Raw genomic sequence first — 18,192 nt, forward strand, 5'->3', positions numbered from 1 at the left:
GGAATCCGCCGGGCACGGATCCGCCGGACGGCACATCGATAACCTGTCCGGTGTGACCGTTCCGGGGGGATGGGTCCGGGGCGTCTCCGTGACCGGACTCGGCGCCGTGTTCCTCACGGCCATCGCCGTGCAGGCCACCGCCATCGCGCAGAGCTGGGGCGCCTGGTACTGGGTGCCGGGCAGCGTCTCCGCGGCGGCGGTCTGCCTGCCGGCGCTGCCGGGGCTGCGCCGGCCGCTCCGGCCGGCGATCGCGGGCTTCGGCCTCGCGGTGTCGGCCATCGTGGCCACCCGCATGGCCGGACCCGATCTTCCCGCCGAACCCAGCCCCGCCATGACGCTGGGTCTGGCGGTGCTGACCGGCTCCGCGCTCCGGGCCCTCGCGCCGGTCCAGGCGGGCGTCATCGCGGGCGCCGGGCCGGCGGTGATCATCGCCGGCCAGCTGGCCGCCGGGCCGCCGTCCGCCGACCTCGCGGCGGTGACGGCGCTGGACGGCCTGATCTGGCTGACCGCCGTCGGGGCGGGGCTGTCGCTGCGGTTCCTGGACGCCCGTGCGCACGCGGCCGCCGAGCGGGTGCGCCGGGACGAGCGGCTGGCACTCGCCCGGGAACTGCACGACGTCGTCGCCCACCACATCACGGGAATGGTGGTCCAGGCGCAGGGCGCACAGGTGGTCGCGCGGCGGAATCCGGAGCAGGTGGGCGAGTACCTCGCCGACCTGGAGGCCGCCGGCACCGACGCCCTGGCGGCGATGCGGCGCGTCGTCGGGCTGCTGCGCGACGCCGGCGACGCGGCACCGGCGTCCCCCGGGCCGGAGCGGCTCGGCGCGCTGGTGGAGCGTTTCGGCCGGCAGGGCCCGGAGGTGCGGCTGGACATGCCGGACGGGGACACCGGGTGGCCGCCGGAGGTGACCACCACCGTGTACCGCGTCGTCCAGGAGGCGTTGACGAACGTGTCGCGGCACGCACCCAAGGCCCGGTCCGTCACGGTCACGGTCGAGCAGGACGCGCAGGGCGTCGCCGTCGAGGTCGCCGACGACGCCCCCGCCGCCCCGCCCCGGCACCCCCATCGTGGCGGATACGGTCTGATCGGCATGCGCGAACGCGTCGAGACGCTCGGCGGCTCGCTGCGCGCCGGGCCGCGGCCCGGCGCCGGCTGGTCCGTGCGGGCGACCCTGCCCGTCCCCACCAGGGAGCCCCGATGACCATTTCGGTCCTGCTCGCCGACGACCAGGCGATGGTCCGCCGCGGGCTGCGGCTGATCCTGGAGGACCAGCCCGACATCACCGTCGTCGGAGAGGCCGCCGACGGGGCCGAGGCGGTCGCCATGGCCCGGCGGCTGCGCCCGGACGTGTGCCTGGTGGACATCAGGATGCCCCGGCTCGACGGCATCGAGGTGACCCGGGCGCTGGCCGGCCCGCGGGTGCCCGACCCGATACGGGTCGTCGTGGTCACCACCTTCGACCTCGACGAGTACGTGTACGGGGCGTTGCGCGGAGGTGCGGCGGGGTTCCTCCTCAAGGACGCCGGGCCCGCCCTGCTCGCCGAGGCGGTCCGCGCCGCCCACAACGGCGAGGCGCTGGTCTCACCGTCGGTCACCGTGAGGCTGCTGCGGCACCTGACGGCCGCCTCGGCACCGTCCGGCGCCGCGCGGCCCCCACCCCTGTCGGACCGCGAACTCCAGGTCGTCCGGGCGCTGGCGCGCGGCCGCACCAACCAGGAGATCGCCGCCGAGCTGTTCATCTCGGTCAGCACCGTCAAAAGCCACCTGTCGGGCATCCAGACCAAACTGGGGGTGCGCAACCGGGTCGGAATCGTCACGTGGGCATGGGAGAACCGGCTCGTCGACACACCATGAGCGGCGCCGCGGCCGGCCCGAGCCGGTCCGCTCCCCTTGAACCGGCAGGCCCGGGCCGGCGACGGGTCACATGAGCCAGGCGGCGATGTCCGAGCCGGGGGGCCACAGGGTGAAGACCACCGCCCAGGCGATGAACTTGGCGACCTCCAGCGCGGTGCGGACCCGCCAGTAGCGGGCGGCATGCCGGCGGTCGGCCCGCCTGCCCTCGATGACGTCGTTCACGCCGTCGTCCATGATCTGCGTTCCCCTTTCACGGCCCGGGGGCGGCCGGGTCCCCGCGCCGATCCCTCGCGGCGTGAATCCAGGAAACATCCGCGGGCGGGTGTCCTGCAGGGCGCCGGACGACGCGGTGCCCGGCCCGTCCACCCGGGTGCCGGAACCGGACAGGCGCTCGGCCATCGGGACGGCCGGCGGCCACGGTCGTCCTCGCGTCGTACTGTCTCGGACAGCGTTGGACACTCGGAGAAGGGTGAGGCGTGGACGACGTTCCGCACACGCACGACCTGGAGGAGAGACTCGCGGCGGTCGCCACCCGGGTGGAACTGGCCGCGCTGCTGCGCGAGTTGCACCGGCGGGCGGACAGCCCGTCGCTGCGCACGCTCGACAGGGACTCGGTCGACCGCGGGGATCCGGTGCGGCTGACCAAGTCCTCGGTGAGCGACATGCTCAAGGGCAGCCGGTTCCCCCGCAAGGCACTGCTGTCGGCATTCGTCCACGCCTGCGGGACCCCGGCCTCCCGCCTGGCCCCTTGGACGCAGGCATGGGAACGCATCGCGACCACGGAGGAGAGCCGGGCTCAGGCCGACACCGGCACCCGGCCGGACGTGTGCGTCGAACTGGCGCGGTGGGTGGCCGAGTTCGACCAGCCGCACAGGTCGTCCCCCGAGGAGATCCTCCGCGGCGAAGGGCCGGCGGTGAACACGAACGACCTGGCGGCCCTGCCCTCGGCGCTCGGGGCGCTGCGCTCCAGCGGCGTGACCGCCGAGGTGGTCACCTGCTTCCGCGGCATCCATGTGCCGGTCGGGTCGGCCTCCGAGTTCTGGGCGGTGCTGGCCGCGGACATGACGCTGCACCGCGGGACCGCGGGGCACCGGCGGTGGCTCGTCAAGGAGAGCGGCGAGATCCTCAGGCGCAGGAACAAGCCGGAACACGTGGCGCAGCTGCGGCTGACCTGGAAGGTGCTCTTCGAGAGGTTTCTGACCGGCGGAGCGGACGACCCCGCATGGCCGATCGAGCAGATGGTGGCCGACATCACGGCGTGGGCGGGCGGCCGCGCCAACTGGTTCTACCATTTCATGGTCTGGCTGCTGGAGGTCGTCCCTGACGACCCGGCACTGTGGGCCGGCATCCACAAGGCGCTCCGGGACTACGAGGCGGATCTCCCGGAGGTGGCGCCCTGGGAGCTGCGCCTGCGAGTCAAGAAGGCCCAGAGCCTGGCGTCGCGCCGCATCGGCTCCCGGCGGCCGGCCTCCTTCGCCCCGGCCATCACGCCCGTTCCGGGCGGCCGCCTGTGCCCCTACGAGTTCAAGGCGATGCTGTTCCCCCTGACGATCGGCGAGGTCGGGGTCCTGCTGGCGGACGAGGTCCCGGACAACGTCGACCACCCCTACGTCATCGATCTTCCCAGGCCTCCCGAGAAGGGCTCGGGCACCGACCTGGTCAACTGCCTGAGCCGGCTGATCGGGGCCTGCATGCGCGACGATCCCGATTCCGAGGAACTGTGGGCGGTCCCGACCGCCCCGGAATGGCTGGCCCTCGCCGGCTGCGAGGACACCGACTATCCCTGGGGCCAGACCCCGCCCACCCCCGAACGGGCGAATCTCGGCTACGGCGACCTGCGAGGCAGGCATGAGGTCGAGCCCGTCGGCTGGCGGGAGCGCGGGAAGTCGCCGCACGGCGTCCAGGACTGCTGCGGCAACGTCCACGAGATCGTCGAGTGGCGGCTGGACGCGACCGGCCGCCGGGACTTCCGGCTCGCGGGCGGTTGTTTCCGCACCGCGCCGAAGTGGTCGTCATGCCGCAGGTTCCGGCCGCTCGTCCCGAGGCCCTACTCCAGGCGGAACGTAGGCATCCGCCTGATCAAATACCACATCTCCGACACCGCCCGCCGCGAGGCCGCGCTGCGGGACTTCCTCAGCGAGCAGGGCGCGATCCGGTGAAGCCACGACCTCCTGCTCCTGCCCCGACACGGCGAGCGGGACGCTGCGGGAGGATCTGATGTCCGCGTCCGGGAAGGTCGGGTAGTGCTGGTGGAGTCGGGCGGAGTGGACGGATCTCGTGTCGGCGGGCACGCTGGCGCAGTGTCCGGCGTGTACAAGAGTTCACGGGGCCGGCGCGCCGTCCGGCAGTGGTGTTCGGATGCTCTGTCGCGGGCCGGCTTCCCGCTCACCCATGCGACGGTGGACACCAGCGGCGGCCGGGTGGCGCTCGTGTCGGCCGGACACCAAGGGCCGCGGATCGTCCTGGTACCCGGCACCGGCTTCAACGCGGCGGTCGCACCGGCCCCGGCGGGGCCGGGCGGCCTGGTACGGCCGGGTCCTGGACGAGGTCCTGGCGGCCGCGGACCTGGACCGCGTCGTGCTGGTGGGCGATTCGCTGGGGGCGGCGGTGGCCCTGGCCGCCGACTCCCCCCGGATCGCGGCGCGGGCACTCGTCTCTCCGGCCGGGTTCATCCGTCTCACGGTGGACCCGGCACTGGCGGTGGCTTCTGCCCTGTGGTTGCCGCGTCCCACGCCCGGACACACCCGCGGCATGCTGCGGTTGTTCGTCGCCCCCGGTGAGGATCCGCCCGGGAACGAAGTCGAGTGGATGACTCTCATGGCCGCCAGTTGCCGCACCACCCTGGCCCCGCCGCCCCTGCCCGCCGACCTGCTCGCCCGCCGCACCGACAGGCCCTGCATCGTCGGTACGGGAGAGCACGACCGGTTCCTCCCACCTCGTCGCCTGGCACCGGCAGTGCGCCGGACCATGGACCTCGACCTGCGGATCCTGCCCGGCATGGGCCACCTGACCACTCCGGATCACCTCGACGCCGTGATGGCGCTGATAGCCGAGGTCGCCGATCCGTGACCAGCAGCACGGGCGAACCATCGGGAGCTGAACCCTGGGCAGGGCGTCGCCACAGGCGCGTGGTGACGGGGGTTGGGACTTGGCCGGTCAGGGGCCACCGGTTTGGCGTTGGCCGCGGAGGCGAAGTTGGCGGGCGGGCCGGGCCTTCGGGTAGTTGCGCCGACGGCGGGGACGGTTCCGGTCGGGTATGAGGGCCGCGGTCGAGCTCGGAGCCTGCTCCCACAGGTTCGGGATGCTCGGCTCCGGTCGCGGGTCCAATGGCATGTGTGATGCAACGGGGCGGGGAACGTCGGCCGACGGCTGAGCGGTGGGAACCGTCCGGCCGGGAGGCAGTGCGCGGTAGCTGTAGCGGCCGTCCTGTTCCTTGGTGATGGTGAGCCGGGACGGGTGACCGGCCTTCCAGCGGTTGTGCCACCCGCAAACGAGGGCGAGTTGGTCGATGTCGGTGGGGCTGTCGCCCAACGCCCAGCCCTTGACGTGGTCGACCTCGCTCAACGTCCCGGGAACCTCGCAGCCCTGCACCGCACACGTCGGGTAAAGGGTCTCCAGGACGCGGCGCTGGCCTGGGGTGGCGAACCGCTCCCGGTACCCGAGGTAGAGGGGCAGGTGGCCGCGTCCCAGCAACAGCGGCGAGACCCCGGCGGACAGGGCGATGCGGCGGGCCTGCTCGGCGGGGATCGGTGTTCCGTCCGTCAACCGCGCGGGCGTGGTGCCGCCGGTGAGGGTGTCCAGGTCGCAGATGACGGTGACCTTGGTGGCCTTGTGCCCGCCCGACAGCACGCTCGACAGCGCGGCGGCCGTCCGCTCGGACAGGTCACGGCGGTCGTCGGCCCCGGCCGGCTTGGCCAGCGGGCCGAGTGTCCCGTCCCAGATGGCGGTGTCCTCAGCGTTCAGCCAGCCCTTGATGTACCGGCCGCCGTCCAGCGACCGGGTGGAGTCGATCCAGGACCGCTCATACCCGCGCCGGGAGTCGGCGTCGGGAGTCTCGGTACCGTCGCGCTCGGCGATGACGTCACGGATCCGGCGGCCGAACGAGGCGACTTTCCCGGCGGAGAAGTCCTGATCGACCATGCCGAGCAGGATCGCCTCGGCCGCGGCGCAGTCGGTGTCGTCCAGGCGTGCGACCGCACCGGCGATGGTGGCGGCGTACCCGGACGACAGCGACCCCGACGTCCACCGGCCGGTCATCTCGGTCAGGCGGTGCCGCTGGCGGGCCAGGGTGAGACGTTCCTTGGCGCGGGCGTCGCGCATGCCGAGCCGATTCCGCAACCAGGACTGCGTTGACGGAAATCCCCAGCGCTGAACTTCGCGGGCGCCGTCCACCACTCCGATGAATCCGGCGAGGGCCGCCTCCTGCTTGTCGGTGGCGACCGCAAGCGCTTCGGTGAGTTCCAGGCACGCCGCCGCAGATTCCGGGGCGGCACGCTCGGCGAGTTCGGCGGCGATCTCCGAAAGAGCGTTCACCAATTCCATGGTGGACGCCTCATCGAGGTCGATCGTCATCGAACGCATGTACGAATGCTATCGCGCCCGGCATCGCGATACGGCCCCAACGACTCAGATTAGAGTTCGATTATTGTCACCATATGGATAGCCAGAGTGACGCATAGAGCGACCATAAGCCGCAAAGTGGCCTTTTCCCTTGCAGGGTCTTGGCTGGGCGGTGGGGGCGGCGCGACCAGGTGGGGCAGGCGGAGCCTGCCCGTTTGAACGCTGCATGAGGGGTCGCAGAGGCTCCGAAGCCAAGGGTGGGACGGAGTCCCATCGCGAAGCGACGCGAAGCGCCCTTGACTTCGGAGGGGCGGCCCCTTACGCTGCGCCGCCTCCGCCGCCCAATGAACAATTCCCTTAAAGCCGATCCAAGTGAAAGTGACCCCGAGCAAAGGTGATCCAAACAAAGGTGATCCAAACAAAGGTGAGCCGAGCAAAGGTGAGCCGCAGCCGATGTCGAGGGGACAGGCCAGGCCGGATACTGTCAACCGATGCCGACGGCAAGCACTTTCTTGCTGACCTTGCCGACAGGGGTGCGCGGAAAGGAATCCACCACCTCGATCCGATCCGGGAATTTGTACGCGGCGACGCCTCGCTCGCGCAGGAATTCCTTGACCTCGCGGAGGACCGGCGCCTTTTCGCTCTCCCTGACGATGAGGAACGCGCATGTCCGTTCCCCCATCATCGGGTCGGGGAGCCCGACGACGGCGGCGTCGTGGATCGCCGGGTGGGCCAGGAGGTGGTTCTCCAGTTCCTCGGCGGAGATCTTGTCGCCGCCTCGGTTGATCTGGTCCTTTTCGCGGCCCTCCACGACGAGGTGACCCGTCGGGAGTTCGCGGACGAGGTCGCCGGTGCGGTAGAAACCGTCCGGGGTGAACGAGCGGGCGTTGTGCTCGGGGGCGCGGTAGTAGCCGCGGAGGGTGTACGGGCCGCGGGTGAGGAGTTCGCCCACCTCACCGGGGGCGACTTGTTCGCCGTCGCCATCCACGACGCGGATCTCGTCGGCCGGTGAGAGAGGGCGGCCTTGAGTCCGTTCCACCAGTTCGCGAGGGTCGTCCAGCCGCGTGTAGTTGAGGAGGCCCTCGGCCATGCCGAAGACCTGCTGGACCTGGCAGCCCAGGACGTCCGGCACCTCGGCGGCCCGTTCGGCGGCGAATTTGGCGCCGCCGACCTGGAGGAGTTCGAGCGAAAACACGTCCTCGTCCGACCACGTCACCGCGTCCAGCCACAGCAGGGCGATCGGCGGGACCATCGCGCACACCGTCGCCCGTTCGCGCTCGATCAGGGGGAACGCCTCGTCCGGGGAGCCGGACGGGGACAGGACGACCGTGCCGCCGGTGGCGAAGACGCCGAGGATGCCGGGGCAGGCGAGCGCGAAGTTGTGGGCGGCGGGGAGGACGACCAGGTAGACGGTGTCGCGGGTGAAACCGCAGACTTCGGCACTGGCCTCCAGGTTGTAGACGTAGTCGCGGTGGGTCCGCGGGATGAGCTTCGGCAGGCCCGTCGTGCCGCCGGAGAGCAGGAAGACGCCGACGTCGGCCGCAACGGGTCCGTCGATCTCCATCGGATCGGCATCGGCCGCGGCCACCGCGCCCACCGCGGCGAGTGAGGAGAGCGAGGAGAGTGCGGTGAACTCAGCTGCGTCGCCGTCCACGATCACGTGCTCTACGGGGAGGGTGCGGGCCATCGGGCGGTAGTCGAAGTCGCCGTCGCGGTCGGCGCAGATGTAGGCGCGGGCCTCGGACAGCTCGCACAGGTAGCGGATTTCGCTGTCCCGGTGGGCCGGGAGGGCGAGGACGGGGGAGGCGCCGATCCGGACCAGGGCGAGGAACGTGACGACGAAGCCCGTGGTGTTCGGGAGCTGGACGACGACGCGGTCGCCGCGGCGGATGCCGAGGCGCAGGAAGCCGGCGGCGGTGCGGGAGGCGCGGTCGTCCAGGTCCGCGTAGGTGAGGCGGTCGTCGCCGGCGATCAGGGCGGTCTTGTCCGGGTCGCCGCGCAGGACGTCGCCCAGGAGCCGGCCGGTCCAGTAGCCCTCGGCCTTGTAGCGTGCTTCGAGGTCGGCCGGCCAGGGAGTGAAGCCGTCGGTGTCCATCGGCGGGCTCACCGCCCGGCGAGCTGGGCCGGGGCGCCGGGGACCGGTTCGGCCGGGTCGGAGCCGAGGGCGACGATGCGGTTGGCGGCGTCCACGTGGACGACGCGGGGCTCGTGGCCGTCGCGGCCGGTGTCGTCCACGGACGTGTAGGTGATGATGATGACCATGTCGCCGGGCTGGACCTGGCGGGCCGCCGCGCCGTTGATGCCGATGACTCCGCTGCCCGCGTCCCCGGGGATGGCGTAGGTGACGAGACGAGAGCCGTTGGTGATGTCGACGACGTGGACCTGTTCGCCCTCGACGATGTCCGCGGCCTCCATCAGGTCCGCGTCGATCGTCAGGGAGCCCACGTAGTGCAGGTCCGCCTGGGTGACGGTCGCACGGTGGATCTTTCCGTTCATCAGCATGCGCTGCACCGGTTCGCCCTCTTCCTCAAGAACAACTAAGGCTAGGCTTACCTTAGCCACTCCCCCGGCAGAGGAGAACCCCGACGATGCTCCGGCGACTGGCCCGCCGCGTGGTCATGGACATCGGTCCGCTGCGCGACAGCAGGCCGTTCCGCAACGTGTTCATCGCCCGCACCGTCTCGGTCTTCGGGATCGGCATGCTGGCCGTCGCGCTGCCCGTGCAGGTCTATGCGCTGACCGGGTCGACCGTGCATGTCGGCGCGGTGGCCGCCGCCGAGGGTTTCGCGCTTCTCGCGGGATTCCTGTGGGGCGGGGTGCTGGCCGACCGGTACGACCGGCGGCGGCTGATGCTGCGCGCGCGGACGGCCGCCGGTGTGGGCTTCGTCCTGCTGGCTGTCAACGCCTTCCTGCCGTCCCCGTCGGTCACCGCCCTGTACGTGCTGGCGGCGTGGGACGGCCTCGCGACCGGTGTCAGCGTCACCGCGCTGCTGGCCGCAACGCCGTCCCTGGTCGCGCCGGACAAGCTGGTGGCGGCGGGGGCGCTGAACGCGCTGACCGTCCGGCTCGGGTCGATGGTGTCGCCCGCGCTCGGCGGGCTGGTCGTGTCGGCGTTCGGCGTCGGCTGGAACTACGCCGCCGCGGCGGCGGGGACCCTCGGCACGATCGCGCTACTGACCAGGCTGCCGCCGCTCAAACCCGCCGTCGGCGACGAGCCGGAGACGAACCCGCTGAGAGCCGTCGGGGACGGTTTCCGCTTCGTCGCGTCGCATCGTGTGGTCGGTTCCCTCATGCTTCTCGGGCTGCTGTTCATGGTCGCGGGCGGCATCCCGGTTCTGATGCCCGCGTTCGCGACGCGGAGCCTGGACGGCGGGCCCACCACGGTCGGGCTGCTGTTCGCCGCGCCGGCCTGCGGCGCGGTCCTGGCGTCCGTGACGAGCGGCTGGGCCGGGACGTTCCGGCGGCCGGGGCTCGCCCTGCTCGTCGCTTCCGTCACGGGTTTCGCCTCGCTCGCCTGCCTGGGCCTGGCCCGCCACCCGGCGCTCGCCGTCGCGATCCTGTTCGCGTACGGGTTCGTCGAGTCGGTGGAGGAGATCCTGCGGTACGGGCTGATCCAGTCGCACACGCCCGACTCGCATCTGGGGCGGGTCAACGCGCTGTGGGCCGCGCAGGAGACGGGTGGCGGCGCCATCGGGTCGCTGGGCGCCGGGGCCCTCGGCCGCTACCTGGCGCCGGGTGCGGCGATCGTGGTCTACGGGACGGTCAGCGCCGTTCTCGCGCTCGTGCTGGCGCTGACCCTCACCGGGCTCCGCACCGCGACCATCCGCCCGAAGCGCGAACCGCAAACCGTCCCGGAAGCGGGACCGGGACCGGGATCGGGACCAATAAAGAAGCCGGAGCCGAAAAAGAAGCCGGAGCCGGAGCGGGGCTGATCCGGCTCCGCTCCGCGCGGCCGTCATCCGAGGCGGGCGGCCAGTTCCTCCTCCGTCATGGCGTCGACCTCCAGCCAGATCTCCGCGACGGCCTCAAGCCGTCCCGGCTCCTCCTCCAGTTCGGTGAAGCGCCGGGAGACGCGCGCGACGGTCCGCTCGGCGAACAGCACCCGGACGGGCAGCGCGGTGGTGTCGAGCGCCTCGCGCAGCCGCGCGATCACGGTGGTGGCGAGGACGGAGTCGCCGCCGAGCGCGAAGAAGTCGGCGTCCGCGCCGACGCGGTCCCTCCCCAGCACCTCGGCGACGATCCGGGCCAGCACCCGCTCCAGTGACGTCTTCGGCTCGGCGTAGGCGCCGGCGGCCTCCCCCGCCTCGGCGGCGGCCAGGGCCGTGAGGGCTCTGCGGTCGACCTTGCCGTTGGCGGTGAGCGGCAGCTCGTTCACGCGGACGAGCAGTTCGGGGACCATGTGCGGCGGCAGGAGGCCGCGGACATGGGCGAGCACCGCGTCGCGGTCCAGACCCGGGGACGCCGCCGCGACGGCGGCCAGGCGGCCGTTCGCGATGAGCGCGACGGCACGTCCCACGGCGGGATGGGTGAGGAGCGCCGCCTCGACTTCGCCGAGTTCGATCCGGAAGCCGCGCACCTTGACCTGGTGGTCGCGGCGGCCGAGGAACTCCAGCGTCCCGTCCGGGCGGTAGCGGGCCAGGTCGCCGGTCCGGTACCAGCGGGTGCCGTCGCGGACGACGAAGCGGTCCGCGGTGCGCGCGGGGTCGGCGGCGTAGCCGTCGGCGACGCCGCCGCCGCCGATCCACAGCTCGCCCGTCACCCAGTCGGGACGGTCCCGGCCCAGCTCGTCCACGACCCGGCACGCGACGCCGCGCAGCGGAACCCCGTACGGGACGGCGTGCCAGTCGGACGGCACCTCCCCGGCGACCTCCTGCACGGTGGAGTGGATCGCGGTCTCGGTCGTGCCGCCGAGGGCCGCGAAACGACATCCGGGCGCGCGTTCCTCCAGCAGCGCGGGCAGGTGCGTGCCGACCCAGTCGCCGCCGAGCAGGACCAGCCGCAGGCTCTCCGCCGGGCCCGTCCGCAGCAGCATCTCCAGCACCGAAGGAACGCAGTTCAGCACGGTCACCGACCGGCTCCGGACCAGTTCGCTCCAGCGGGCGGCGTCGCGCCGCTCGTCCTCGCCGGGAACGACGACCGCGCCGCCCGCCGACCAGGGCGCGAACAGATCGAACACCGACAGGTCGAAGTCGAGGGCCGAAATCCCGAACGTGACGTCGTCCGGGCCGATCCCGAACCGCTCGACGAGGTCGCCGATGGTGTTCATCGCCGCACCGTGCGATACCTCGACACCCTTGGGCTCACCCGTCGAACCGGAGGTGAACAGGACGTAGGCCACCTGGTCGGGACGGGCCGCGACCGGCTCGGCCAGGGGCTCGGCATCGGCGATTCCGTCCGGCGTGAGGGACGCCGCGACCCTGGCCGTGGCGCGGATCTTCGCGCGGCGGGCCTCGGGCTGTTCGGGGCCGATGGGGACGTAGGCGGCGCCGGCGGCCAGGACGCCGAGCGCCGCGGCGGCCTGGTCCGGGCCTTTCGGGAGTTCGATGGAGACGCGGTCGCCCGGTCGCACGCCCTCGGCGGCCAGCGCGGAGGCGATGCCCAGGGCGCGGCCGGCCAGGTCACGGTAGGTGAGCGTCCCGTCGTCGCCCCAGTGCAGGGCGGGGGCGTCCGGGCGGCGGCGGGCGTGGTCGAAGAAGCCCTCGGTCAGCGTCCGGGGCGGCGGTGCCGGGACGGCGTTGAGGCGGTGCCGGACGCGGAGCTGGGACGGCGTCGCGGCGATGCCCAGCGGCACGTCCCAGTCGGCGCCGGGCGCGCCGAGACGGGTGATGGCGGCCGTGTAGGCGTCGAACATCGCCCCGGCGACACCCTCGGGGAACGCGGGACGGCGGACGTCCCAGTTCAGCAGCAGTCCGCCGGACACCTCGGTCACCTGCGCGTCCAGCAGCACCTGCGGGCCCTGCGAGATGATCCACTCCGGTTCGCCGAAGCGTTCGCGGACGGCGCCGCCGAACAACTCGCCGAGGCTGAGCGCGCTGGTGTAGACGATCGGCGCGAGGACCTGCTCGCCGCGCAGCCTGGACAGGTCGCGCAGCACTTCCAGGCCGGAGTAGTCGCTGTGCGCGCCGGCGGTGTGCAGGTTCGCCTGGACGGCGCGGGCGCGCTCGGCGAACGGGAGGTCGGCGGTGAGGTCGGCCTCCAGCATGATGGATCCGGTGAAGTCGCCGACGATGCGGTCCACGTCGAGGTGGACGGGTTCGCGGTGGAACAGCGGCAGGTTCAGCAGGAAGCGGGGCGCCGCCGACCATGCGCCGATCACCTCGGCGAACACCGCCGCGAGGGCCATCGCCGGGGTGACGCCTTCGGCGTGGGCGCGGGCGAGGAGGCGGTCCTTGTCGTCCGGCGGGAGCCAATGGTGCTTGCGCTCGACGCGGTCGCCGGGTTCGGGGACGACCGGCAGCTCGGGCGGGCCGGGAAGGCCGGCGAGCCGGTCGGCCCACCACCGCCGGTCCTGCTCGCGTGCTGCCGCGCGGGGGTCGTCGGCGAGGTAGCGGGCGTAGCCGTAGCGGATCGGCGCGAGGGTCTCGCCCTCGTACAGTGCGGCGAGGTCGGCGAGCATGACGCGGTAGCTCATCGCGTCGGCCGCGACCATGTCGACGTCCAGGTGGAGGCGGGCGGTCCCGGCGGGCAGCAGGCTGAGCCGGGCGTCGAACACGCGGCCGTCCTCGATCGGGAGCCGCTGCTCCGACATCTCCGCGCGGATCGCCTCCAGTTCGGCGCCGGGGTCGGTGACGCCGCGGAGGTCGTGGACGGTCACGGCGGGCTCGGGGCGTTCGGGCAGGATGCGCTGCGTGCCGCCGTCGGACACGGCGACGCGCAGCATGGGGTGCCGCTTCACCAGGGCGCGGACGGCCTGCTCGAACCGGACGGGGTCGATCGCGCGGCCGTCCAGTTCGACGTACAGGTGCGCGGCGACGGAGCCGAGCGACTGGCCTGAGTCACGGCCGATCCAGTACGCGTGCTGCATCAGCGCCAGCGCGAACGGCCCGTCCGGCTCAACGTCCCCCGGCTCAACATCCCCCGGACTGACATCTCCCGGCTCGACGTCCCCTGGGTCGAGGCCGGCGGCACCTCCATCAGCAGCACCGCCAACAGCACCGCCAACAGCACCGCCAACAGCAGCACCGGCAGCGGCACCGGCAGCGGTGGCGGCAGGCCCCGCCGATGGCTCGACCTGGCCCTTCTCCGCGAACAGGTCCCACCATCCGGCGAGGGTGGGGCGTTCGGCCAGCTCGGCGAAGCGGATCTCGACGCCGCGGCGGCGCAGCCGGCCGGTCAGCTGCATGAGCCGGATCGAGTCCATCCCGAGCTCGATGAGGTTGTCGTCCGCCGCCGCGCGCTCGCCCAGCACCTCGGCCAGCGCGGTGTGCAGATCTTCCCAGGTCAGCCCTGAATCGGACACGCCACTCCCCTCAAATTAGGTAAGGCTAACCTAATTCAAGGGGTTTTCACCGTCAACGCCCGCCGCCGGTCGGCCGGGACGATCAGCGGCGTGTCGGTCTCCGGGTCGGGGATGACGCGGCACGGCAGTCCGAAGACGCGCTCTACGAGTTCGGCGGTGACGATCTCGGTGGGCGGGCCCTCGGCGAGGACCTCGCCGCCCCGCATCGCGATCAGGTGCGTGGCGTACCGGCAGGCGTGGTTGAGGTCGTGCAGGACCGCGACGAGCGTGCGTCCCTCATCGTGGAGGCGCGCGCACAGGTCGAGCACCTCGATCTGGTGCGCGATGTCCAGGAACGTCGTCGGCTCGTCCAGCAGCATGATGCCGGTCTGCTGGGCCAGGACGAGCGCGAGCCAGGCCCGCTGGCGCTGCCCGCCGGACAGTTCGTCCACGACGCGGTCCGCGAGGTCGGTGACGCCGACGGCGGCCATCGCGTCCTCGACGGCGGCCTCGTCCTCGCGCGACCACTGCCGCAGCAGCCCCTGGTACGGGTAGCGGCCGCGCGCGACGAGGTCGCCGACCGTGATGCCCTCCGGGGTGAGCGGCGACTGGGGCAGCAGCCCGAGCCGCCGCGCGAGGCGCTTGGCGGGCAGGGCGCCGATCGGTTCGCCGTCCAGGAGGACGGTTCCCTCCCTGGGACGCAGCAGGCGGGCGAGGGCGCGCAGCAGGGTCGACTTCCCGCACGCGTTGGGCCCGACGATGACGGTGAAGGACTCGTCCGGGATCCGCACCCCGAGCCGTTCGGCGACGACGCGCCTCTCGTACGCCAGCGTGAGGTTCTCAGCGCTCAACCTCGTCACGTCGTCCCCTTCCGTGCGGTGGTCGACAGCAGCCAGGCCAGGTACACGCCGCCGAGGACGCCGGTGACGACGCCCACCGGCATCGCGACCGGCAGGTGAAGCGAAATGAGATCGGACGCGGCCAGCAGCGCGGCGCCGGTCAGCGCGGCGGGCAGCAGCTGCGCGCCGGGCCGGCGGGTCAGCCGCCGGGCGAGCTGCGGCGCGGCGAGCGCGATGAACGGGATCGGCCCGGCCGCGGCGGTCGCGGCGGCGACGAGGCCCACCCCGGCGACGGTGACCAGCGCCCGGGTCCGCTGGACGGGCACGCCGAGCGCCTGCGCGGCGTCGTCGCCCAGCTCCCCCATGCCGAGGGGCCGGGCGAGCAGCAGCGCCGCCGGGACGAGCACGGCCAGCGCGAGGGCGAGCGGGACGGCCTGGTCCCAGTCCCGCCCGTTCAGGCTGCCGGTCAGCCAGAACGCGGCCTCGTAGCCCTCGCGCAGCTCGGCGCGGGTGATGAGGTAGAAGTTCAGCGCCTGCAGCATCGCCGCGGCGGCGACGCCGATCAGCACCAGGCGGACGCCGTGCACGCCGCCGCCCGGGCGGTAGGCGACCAGGTAGACGGCCAGCGCGGTCAGCACCGCGCCCGCCACCGAGCTGGTGGTGATGGCGACGGCGCCGCCGCCGAACACCAGGATCTGCAGCAGCGCGCCGGTCGCGGAGCCGGTGGTGAAACCGATGATGTCGGGGCTGCCGAGCGGGTTGCGGGAGATGCTCTGGAAGATCGCGCCGCTGAGCCCGAGGGCCAGGCCCGCGAGCAGCCCGGTGACGGCGCGCGGCAGCCGCAGCGTCGTGACGATGAACTCGGTGGCGCGGTCGCCCTGCCCGATGAGGGCGCGCACCACCTCCGGCGGCGACATGGGGAACTCCCCGGAGCCGACGACGAGGACCGCGGCGCAGACGGCGACCGCCGACAGGACCCCGCACACCATGGCGGCGCGCGGCTCCCACCGCACCGAGAGCGCGCCCGTACGCAGGACCCTCGCCTTCATGCCCTTCACAGGTCGCGCGTCCTCCCCCGCCGGACCATCACCGCGAACAGCGGCGCCCCGAGGAACGCGGTGACGATGCCGGTCTCCAGCTCGCCGGGGGTGATGACGCGGCCGATGACGTCGGCGCCGAGCAGCAGCACGGGTGCGAGCAGCAGCGAGTAGGGCAGGACGAGCCGCAGGTCGGGGCCGACCAGCGTCCGGACGATGAACGGGACGGCCAGCCCGAGGAACGCGATCGGCCCGGCCGACGCCGTCGCGGCGCCGCACAGCACCACGATCGCGAGGGCCCCGAACGCCCGGGTCCGCCCGGGGTTCGAGCCGAGGGCCCGGCCCGCGTCGTCGCCCATGGCGAGCGCGTTCAGCGGGCGGGCGAGCACCAGGGCCAGCACGATGCCGGCGACGACGAACGGGAGGATCCGGATGAAGACCAACATCTCCCGTCCGCCGAGGGAACCGACCTGCCAGAACCGGAAGCCGTTGAAGCTCTGCGGGCTGAGCAGCATCAGGCCGGCCGTAAGCGCGCTGAACACGGCGTTGACCGCGGCCCCGGCGAGGACCAGCCGCGCGGGCGACGCGCCGCCCCTCCCCCGCGCGCCGATCACGTAGACGATCGCCGCCGCGCCGGCCGCTCCCGCGAACGCCGCCCAGACGTACACGAGCGGCTCGTCCACCTGGAACGTGCCGATGACGATGACCACCGCGAGCGCCGCCCCGCCGTTCACGCCGAGCAGCCCCGGCTCGGCGAGCGGGTTGCGGGTGAGCGCCTGCATCACCGCGCCGGCGAGCCCGAGCGCCATCCCGACCACGATCCCGAGGAGCGTGCGGGGCAGCCGCAGCTCGTGCACGATCAGCTCGGGCCGCGACTCGTCGTCCGGGGAGAACACCCCGGGCAGCACCCGCCCGACCGGGACGTCGCCGGCACCGATCATGAGGCTGGCCACGACCGTCGCCAGCAGCACGGCCGCGAGCAGCGCCAGCCACCACCCGTGCGCACGGCGGCCGGCACCACGGCCGGCACGGCCTGCACCGCGCGGCCCGTCCGCCTGCGCCGGGGCTCTCAGCGGCAGAATCCGCGCGGGGGACAACACAATATGAGGCTAGCCTAAGCTAACAACCCGGTGAAGCCCCGCCCGCGTGGTCGGGGTGGGCGAGCAGCCAGGTCCAGATCTCGGCCGGGTCCTCGGCGGTGTGATGGGCGCCGCAGTGGCAGATGCCGGTGAGGCGGTCCGAGCCCGGGGACCATTCGACGCGCAGGCGGCCCCCCGTCACCGGACCGGCCGCTCTGACGTGACCGGCCGTGCCGGCCGGACGGGCGGTGCCGGCCGGACGGGCCGGCGTCATCGGGCGGTCTGCCGCTGGAGGAGGCGGCGGGCGGCGAGGCCGCCGGTGTCGATGTTGATGGACAGCTCCTGGTAGCCCTCGGGTTCGGCGGCGATGACCTTCTCCAGGGTGTTCAGCGCCTCCACGTCCTGGAGGACGACCGTGCGGTTGCTCTCGGCGAGGAACGCCGAGACGTTCTCGTCGTCCAGGGCGAAGTCGCGGGCGACCATCCAGAAGTCGTGCGTGGTCGTCTCCGTCTCGGGGGTGATGGCGTAGACGATCTCGGCGTGGCAGGCCCCGGAGTCGTCGCCGTCCGGGCCGGGCTCGACGCCGGTGGGGGCGATGCGGCTGTGCAGGAGGTAGAGGCACGGCGGGTGGTACTCGATGTCCTGCCAGCGGTCGATGCGGCCCTCGATGCCGGTGGACTCGGCGTAGAAGGCCGGGCACTCGACGTCCTTCATCCGCCGGCTGACGTAGACGACGCCGGCCTCGTCGTCCACCTCGGTGGTGATGGGCGTCTGCGCCACCTCCGGGGTGCCGATGTACCCGGCGTGCAGGTACGTCTCGTGGGACAGGTCCAGAAGGTTGTCGACGAGCAGCTCGTAGCGGGCGGCGAGGGGCTCCATGCCGCGGACGGTCACATAGCCGGGCGAGTCCAGCCAGGGGGCGCGCGGGATGGCGGTGGCGTCGCCCTCCCCGTCGCCGATCCACACCCAGATGAGCGAGTCCTGCTCGACGACCTGGAAGGCGGGGACGCGGGCGGTGCGCGGGATGCGGGTCTGCCCCGGCACGGCGACGCACACCCCGTCGGGCGCGTAGGTGAAGCCGTGGTAGCCGCAGACGATGCGGTCACCGTCGCGGTTGCTCTCCGACAGGGGGAAGCGCCGGTGCACACAGCGGTCGGTCAGGGCGACCGCCTCCCCGGCCTGAGTCCGGTACATGACGAGGGGTTCCCCGCAGATGGTCCGGGCGAGCAGGTCGTCGCCGACCTCCTGGCCGTAGGCGGCTACGTACCACTGGTTGCGTGCGAAGACCATGGGCCGTTCCTCCGGTGAACGATGAGTGGGCGGCGGATCCTCTCGACCATCCCGGCGTCGCGGTGAGGTGGGCCACACCGATTCCGTCCAACGGA

General features: G+C 72.8%; 15 protein-coding genes. 5 read left to right on the forward strand and 10 right to left on the reverse strand.

Going from position 1 to position 18,192, the window contains the following annotated elements; translation table 11 throughout:
- The first annotated feature begins 52 nt into the window (after nt 1-52).
- On the forward strand, nt 53-1,201 hold the full coding sequence (locus tag ACGFK0_RS20690; RefSeq protein ID WP_392906849.1) for a sensor histidine kinase: 1,149 nt from the start codon (nt 53-55) through the stop codon (nt 1,199-1,201).
- Nucleotides 1,198-1,854: a response regulator gene (locus tag ACGFK0_RS20695; protein WP_392906851.1), complete on the forward strand. Its 657-nt coding sequence runs from the start codon at nt 1,198-1,200 to the stop codon at nt 1,852-1,854. The genes ACGFK0_RS20690 and ACGFK0_RS20695 overlap by 4 nt, the downstream gene beginning before the upstream one ends.
- Nucleotides 1,855-1,920: 66 nt before the next feature.
- Here ACGFK0_RS20695 and ACGFK0_RS20700 read toward each other — a convergent pair whose 3' ends face one another.
- Nucleotides 1,921-2,253 (reverse strand): hypothetical protein, encoded by a 333-nt coding sequence (locus ACGFK0_RS20700; protein WP_392906852.1) that lies wholly within the window; start codon nt 2,251-2,253, stop codon nt 1,921-1,923.
- 77 nt (nt 2,254-2,330) lie between these two features.
- Here ACGFK0_RS20700 and ACGFK0_RS20705 point away from each other — a divergent pair, with 77 nt between their 5' ends.
- Entirely contained in the window at nt 2,331-4,013 is a 1,683-nt protein-coding gene (locus tag ACGFK0_RS20705; RefSeq protein ID WP_392906854.1) for a hypothetical protein, read from the forward strand.
- 232 nt (nt 4,014-4,245) lie between these two features.
- On the forward strand, nt 4,246-4,923 hold the full coding sequence (locus ACGFK0_RS20710) for an alpha/beta fold hydrolase (RefSeq protein WP_392906856.1): 678 nt from the start codon (nt 4,246-4,248) through the stop codon (nt 4,921-4,923).
- Between the two features lie 87 nt (nt 4,924-5,010).
- Here the strand turns inward: ACGFK0_RS20710 and ACGFK0_RS20715 are convergent, their stop codons facing one another.
- From ACGFK0_RS20715 to panD, 3 genes are all read right to left on the reverse strand, one after another.
- Nucleotides 5,011-6,435 carry a DUF222 domain-containing protein gene (locus tag ACGFK0_RS20715; protein WP_392906858.1) on the reverse strand — a complete coding sequence of 475 codons (1,425 nt, stop codon included), beginning with the start codon at nt 6,433-6,435 and terminating at the stop codon, nt 5,011-5,013.
- A gap of 463 nt (nt 6,436-6,898) precedes the next feature.
- Nucleotides 6,899-8,509, reverse strand: a complete 1,611-nt coding sequence (locus ACGFK0_RS20720; RefSeq protein WP_392906859.1) for a (2,3-dihydroxybenzoyl)adenylate synthase — start codon at nt 8,507-8,509, stop codon at nt 6,899-6,901.
- Nucleotides 8,510-8,517: 8 nt separating this feature from the next.
- Nucleotides 8,518-8,925, reverse strand: a complete 408-nt coding sequence (gene panD, locus ACGFK0_RS20725; RefSeq protein ID WP_392906861.1) for an aspartate 1-decarboxylase — start codon at nt 8,923-8,925, stop codon at nt 8,518-8,520.
- Between the two features lie 77 nt (nt 8,926-9,002).
- Here panD and entS point away from each other — a divergent pair, with 77 nt between their 5' ends.
- Entirely contained in the window at nt 9,003-10,346 is a 1,344-nt protein-coding gene (gene entS, locus ACGFK0_RS20730; RefSeq protein ID WP_392906863.1) for an enterobactin transporter EntS, read from the forward strand.
- A 23-nt stretch (nt 10,347-10,369) separates the two neighbouring features.
- On the opposite strand, the gene ACGFK0_RS20735 is transcribed toward entS, so the two are convergent.
- The 6 genes from ACGFK0_RS20735 to ACGFK0_RS20760 all read right to left on the reverse strand — a co-directional run bounded on the left by ACGFK0_RS20735 (nt 10,370) and on the right by ACGFK0_RS20760 (nt 18,097).
- Nucleotides 10,370-13,873, reverse strand: a complete 3,504-nt coding sequence (locus tag ACGFK0_RS20735; RefSeq protein WP_392906864.1) for an amino acid adenylation domain-containing protein — start codon at nt 13,871-13,873, stop codon at nt 10,370-10,372.
- Nucleotides 13,874-13,908: 35 nt separating this feature from the next.
- Nucleotides 13,909-14,712, reverse strand: coding sequence for an ABC transporter ATP-binding protein (locus tag ACGFK0_RS20740; RefSeq protein WP_392906866.1), 804 nt, complete (start codon nt 14,710-14,712; stop codon nt 13,909-13,911).
- Complete coding sequence (locus tag ACGFK0_RS20745; protein ID WP_392906867.1) at nt 14,709-15,740, reverse strand: FecCD family ABC transporter permease; 1,032 nt, start codon at nt 15,738-15,740, stop codon at nt 14,709-14,711. The genes ACGFK0_RS20740 and ACGFK0_RS20745 overlap by 4 nt, the downstream gene beginning before the upstream one ends.
- 5 nt (nt 15,741-15,745) lie before the next feature.
- Complete coding sequence (locus tag ACGFK0_RS20750) at nt 15,746-16,828, reverse strand: FecCD family ABC transporter permease (protein ID WP_392906869.1); 1,083 nt, start codon at nt 16,826-16,828, stop codon at nt 15,746-15,748.
- A gap of 19 nt (nt 16,829-16,847) precedes the next feature.
- Entirely contained in the window at nt 16,848-17,009 is a 162-nt protein-coding gene (locus ACGFK0_RS20755) for a hypothetical protein (protein WP_392906870.1), read from the reverse strand.
- 68 nt (nt 17,010-17,077) lie between these two features.
- A complete protein-coding gene (locus ACGFK0_RS20760; protein ID WP_392906872.1) occupies nt 17,078-18,097 on the reverse strand; it encodes a Rieske 2Fe-2S domain-containing protein in 1,020 nt (339 codons plus the stop codon).
- Nucleotides 18,098-18,192 lie beyond the last annotated feature (95 nt).

This window comes from Spirillospora sp. NPDC048823, assembly GCF_043198445.1.
GTDB lineage: Bacteria > Actinomycetota > Actinomycetes > Streptosporangiales > Streptosporangiaceae > Spirillospora.

Bases quoted from the DNA above. Each gene is read 5' to 3' on its own strand.
- ACGFK0_RS20695 (WP_392906851.1), top strand. From the start codon at position 1,198: ATGACCATTTCGGTCCTGCTCGCCGACGACCAGGCGATGGTCCGCCGC.
- ACGFK0_RS20700 (WP_392906852.1), bottom strand. From the start codon at position 2,253: ATGGCCGAGCGCCTGTCCGGTTCCGGCACCCGGGTGGACGGGCCGGGC.
- ACGFK0_RS20710 (WP_392906856.1), top strand. From the start codon at position 4,246: ATGCGACGGTGGACACCAGCGGCGGCCGGGTGGCGCTCGTGTCGGCCG.
- ACGFK0_RS20715 (WP_392906858.1), bottom strand. From the start codon at position 6,435: ATGCGTTCGATGACGATCGACCTCGATGAGGCGTCCACCATGGAATTG.
- ACGFK0_RS20720 (WP_392906859.1), bottom strand. From the start codon at position 8,509: ATGGACACCGACGGCTTCACTCCCTGGCCGGCCGACCTCGAAGCACGC.
- entS (WP_392906863.1), top strand. From the start codon at position 9,003: ATGCTCCGGCGACTGGCCCGCCGCGTGGTCATGGACATCGGTCCGCTG.
- ACGFK0_RS20745 (WP_392906867.1), bottom strand. From the start codon at position 15,740: ATGAAGGCGAGGGTCCTGCGTACGGGCGCGCTCTCGGTGCGGTGGGAG.
- ACGFK0_RS20760 (WP_392906872.1), bottom strand. From the start codon at position 18,097: ATGGTCTTCGCACGCAACCAGTGGTACGTAGCCGCCTACGGCCAGGAG.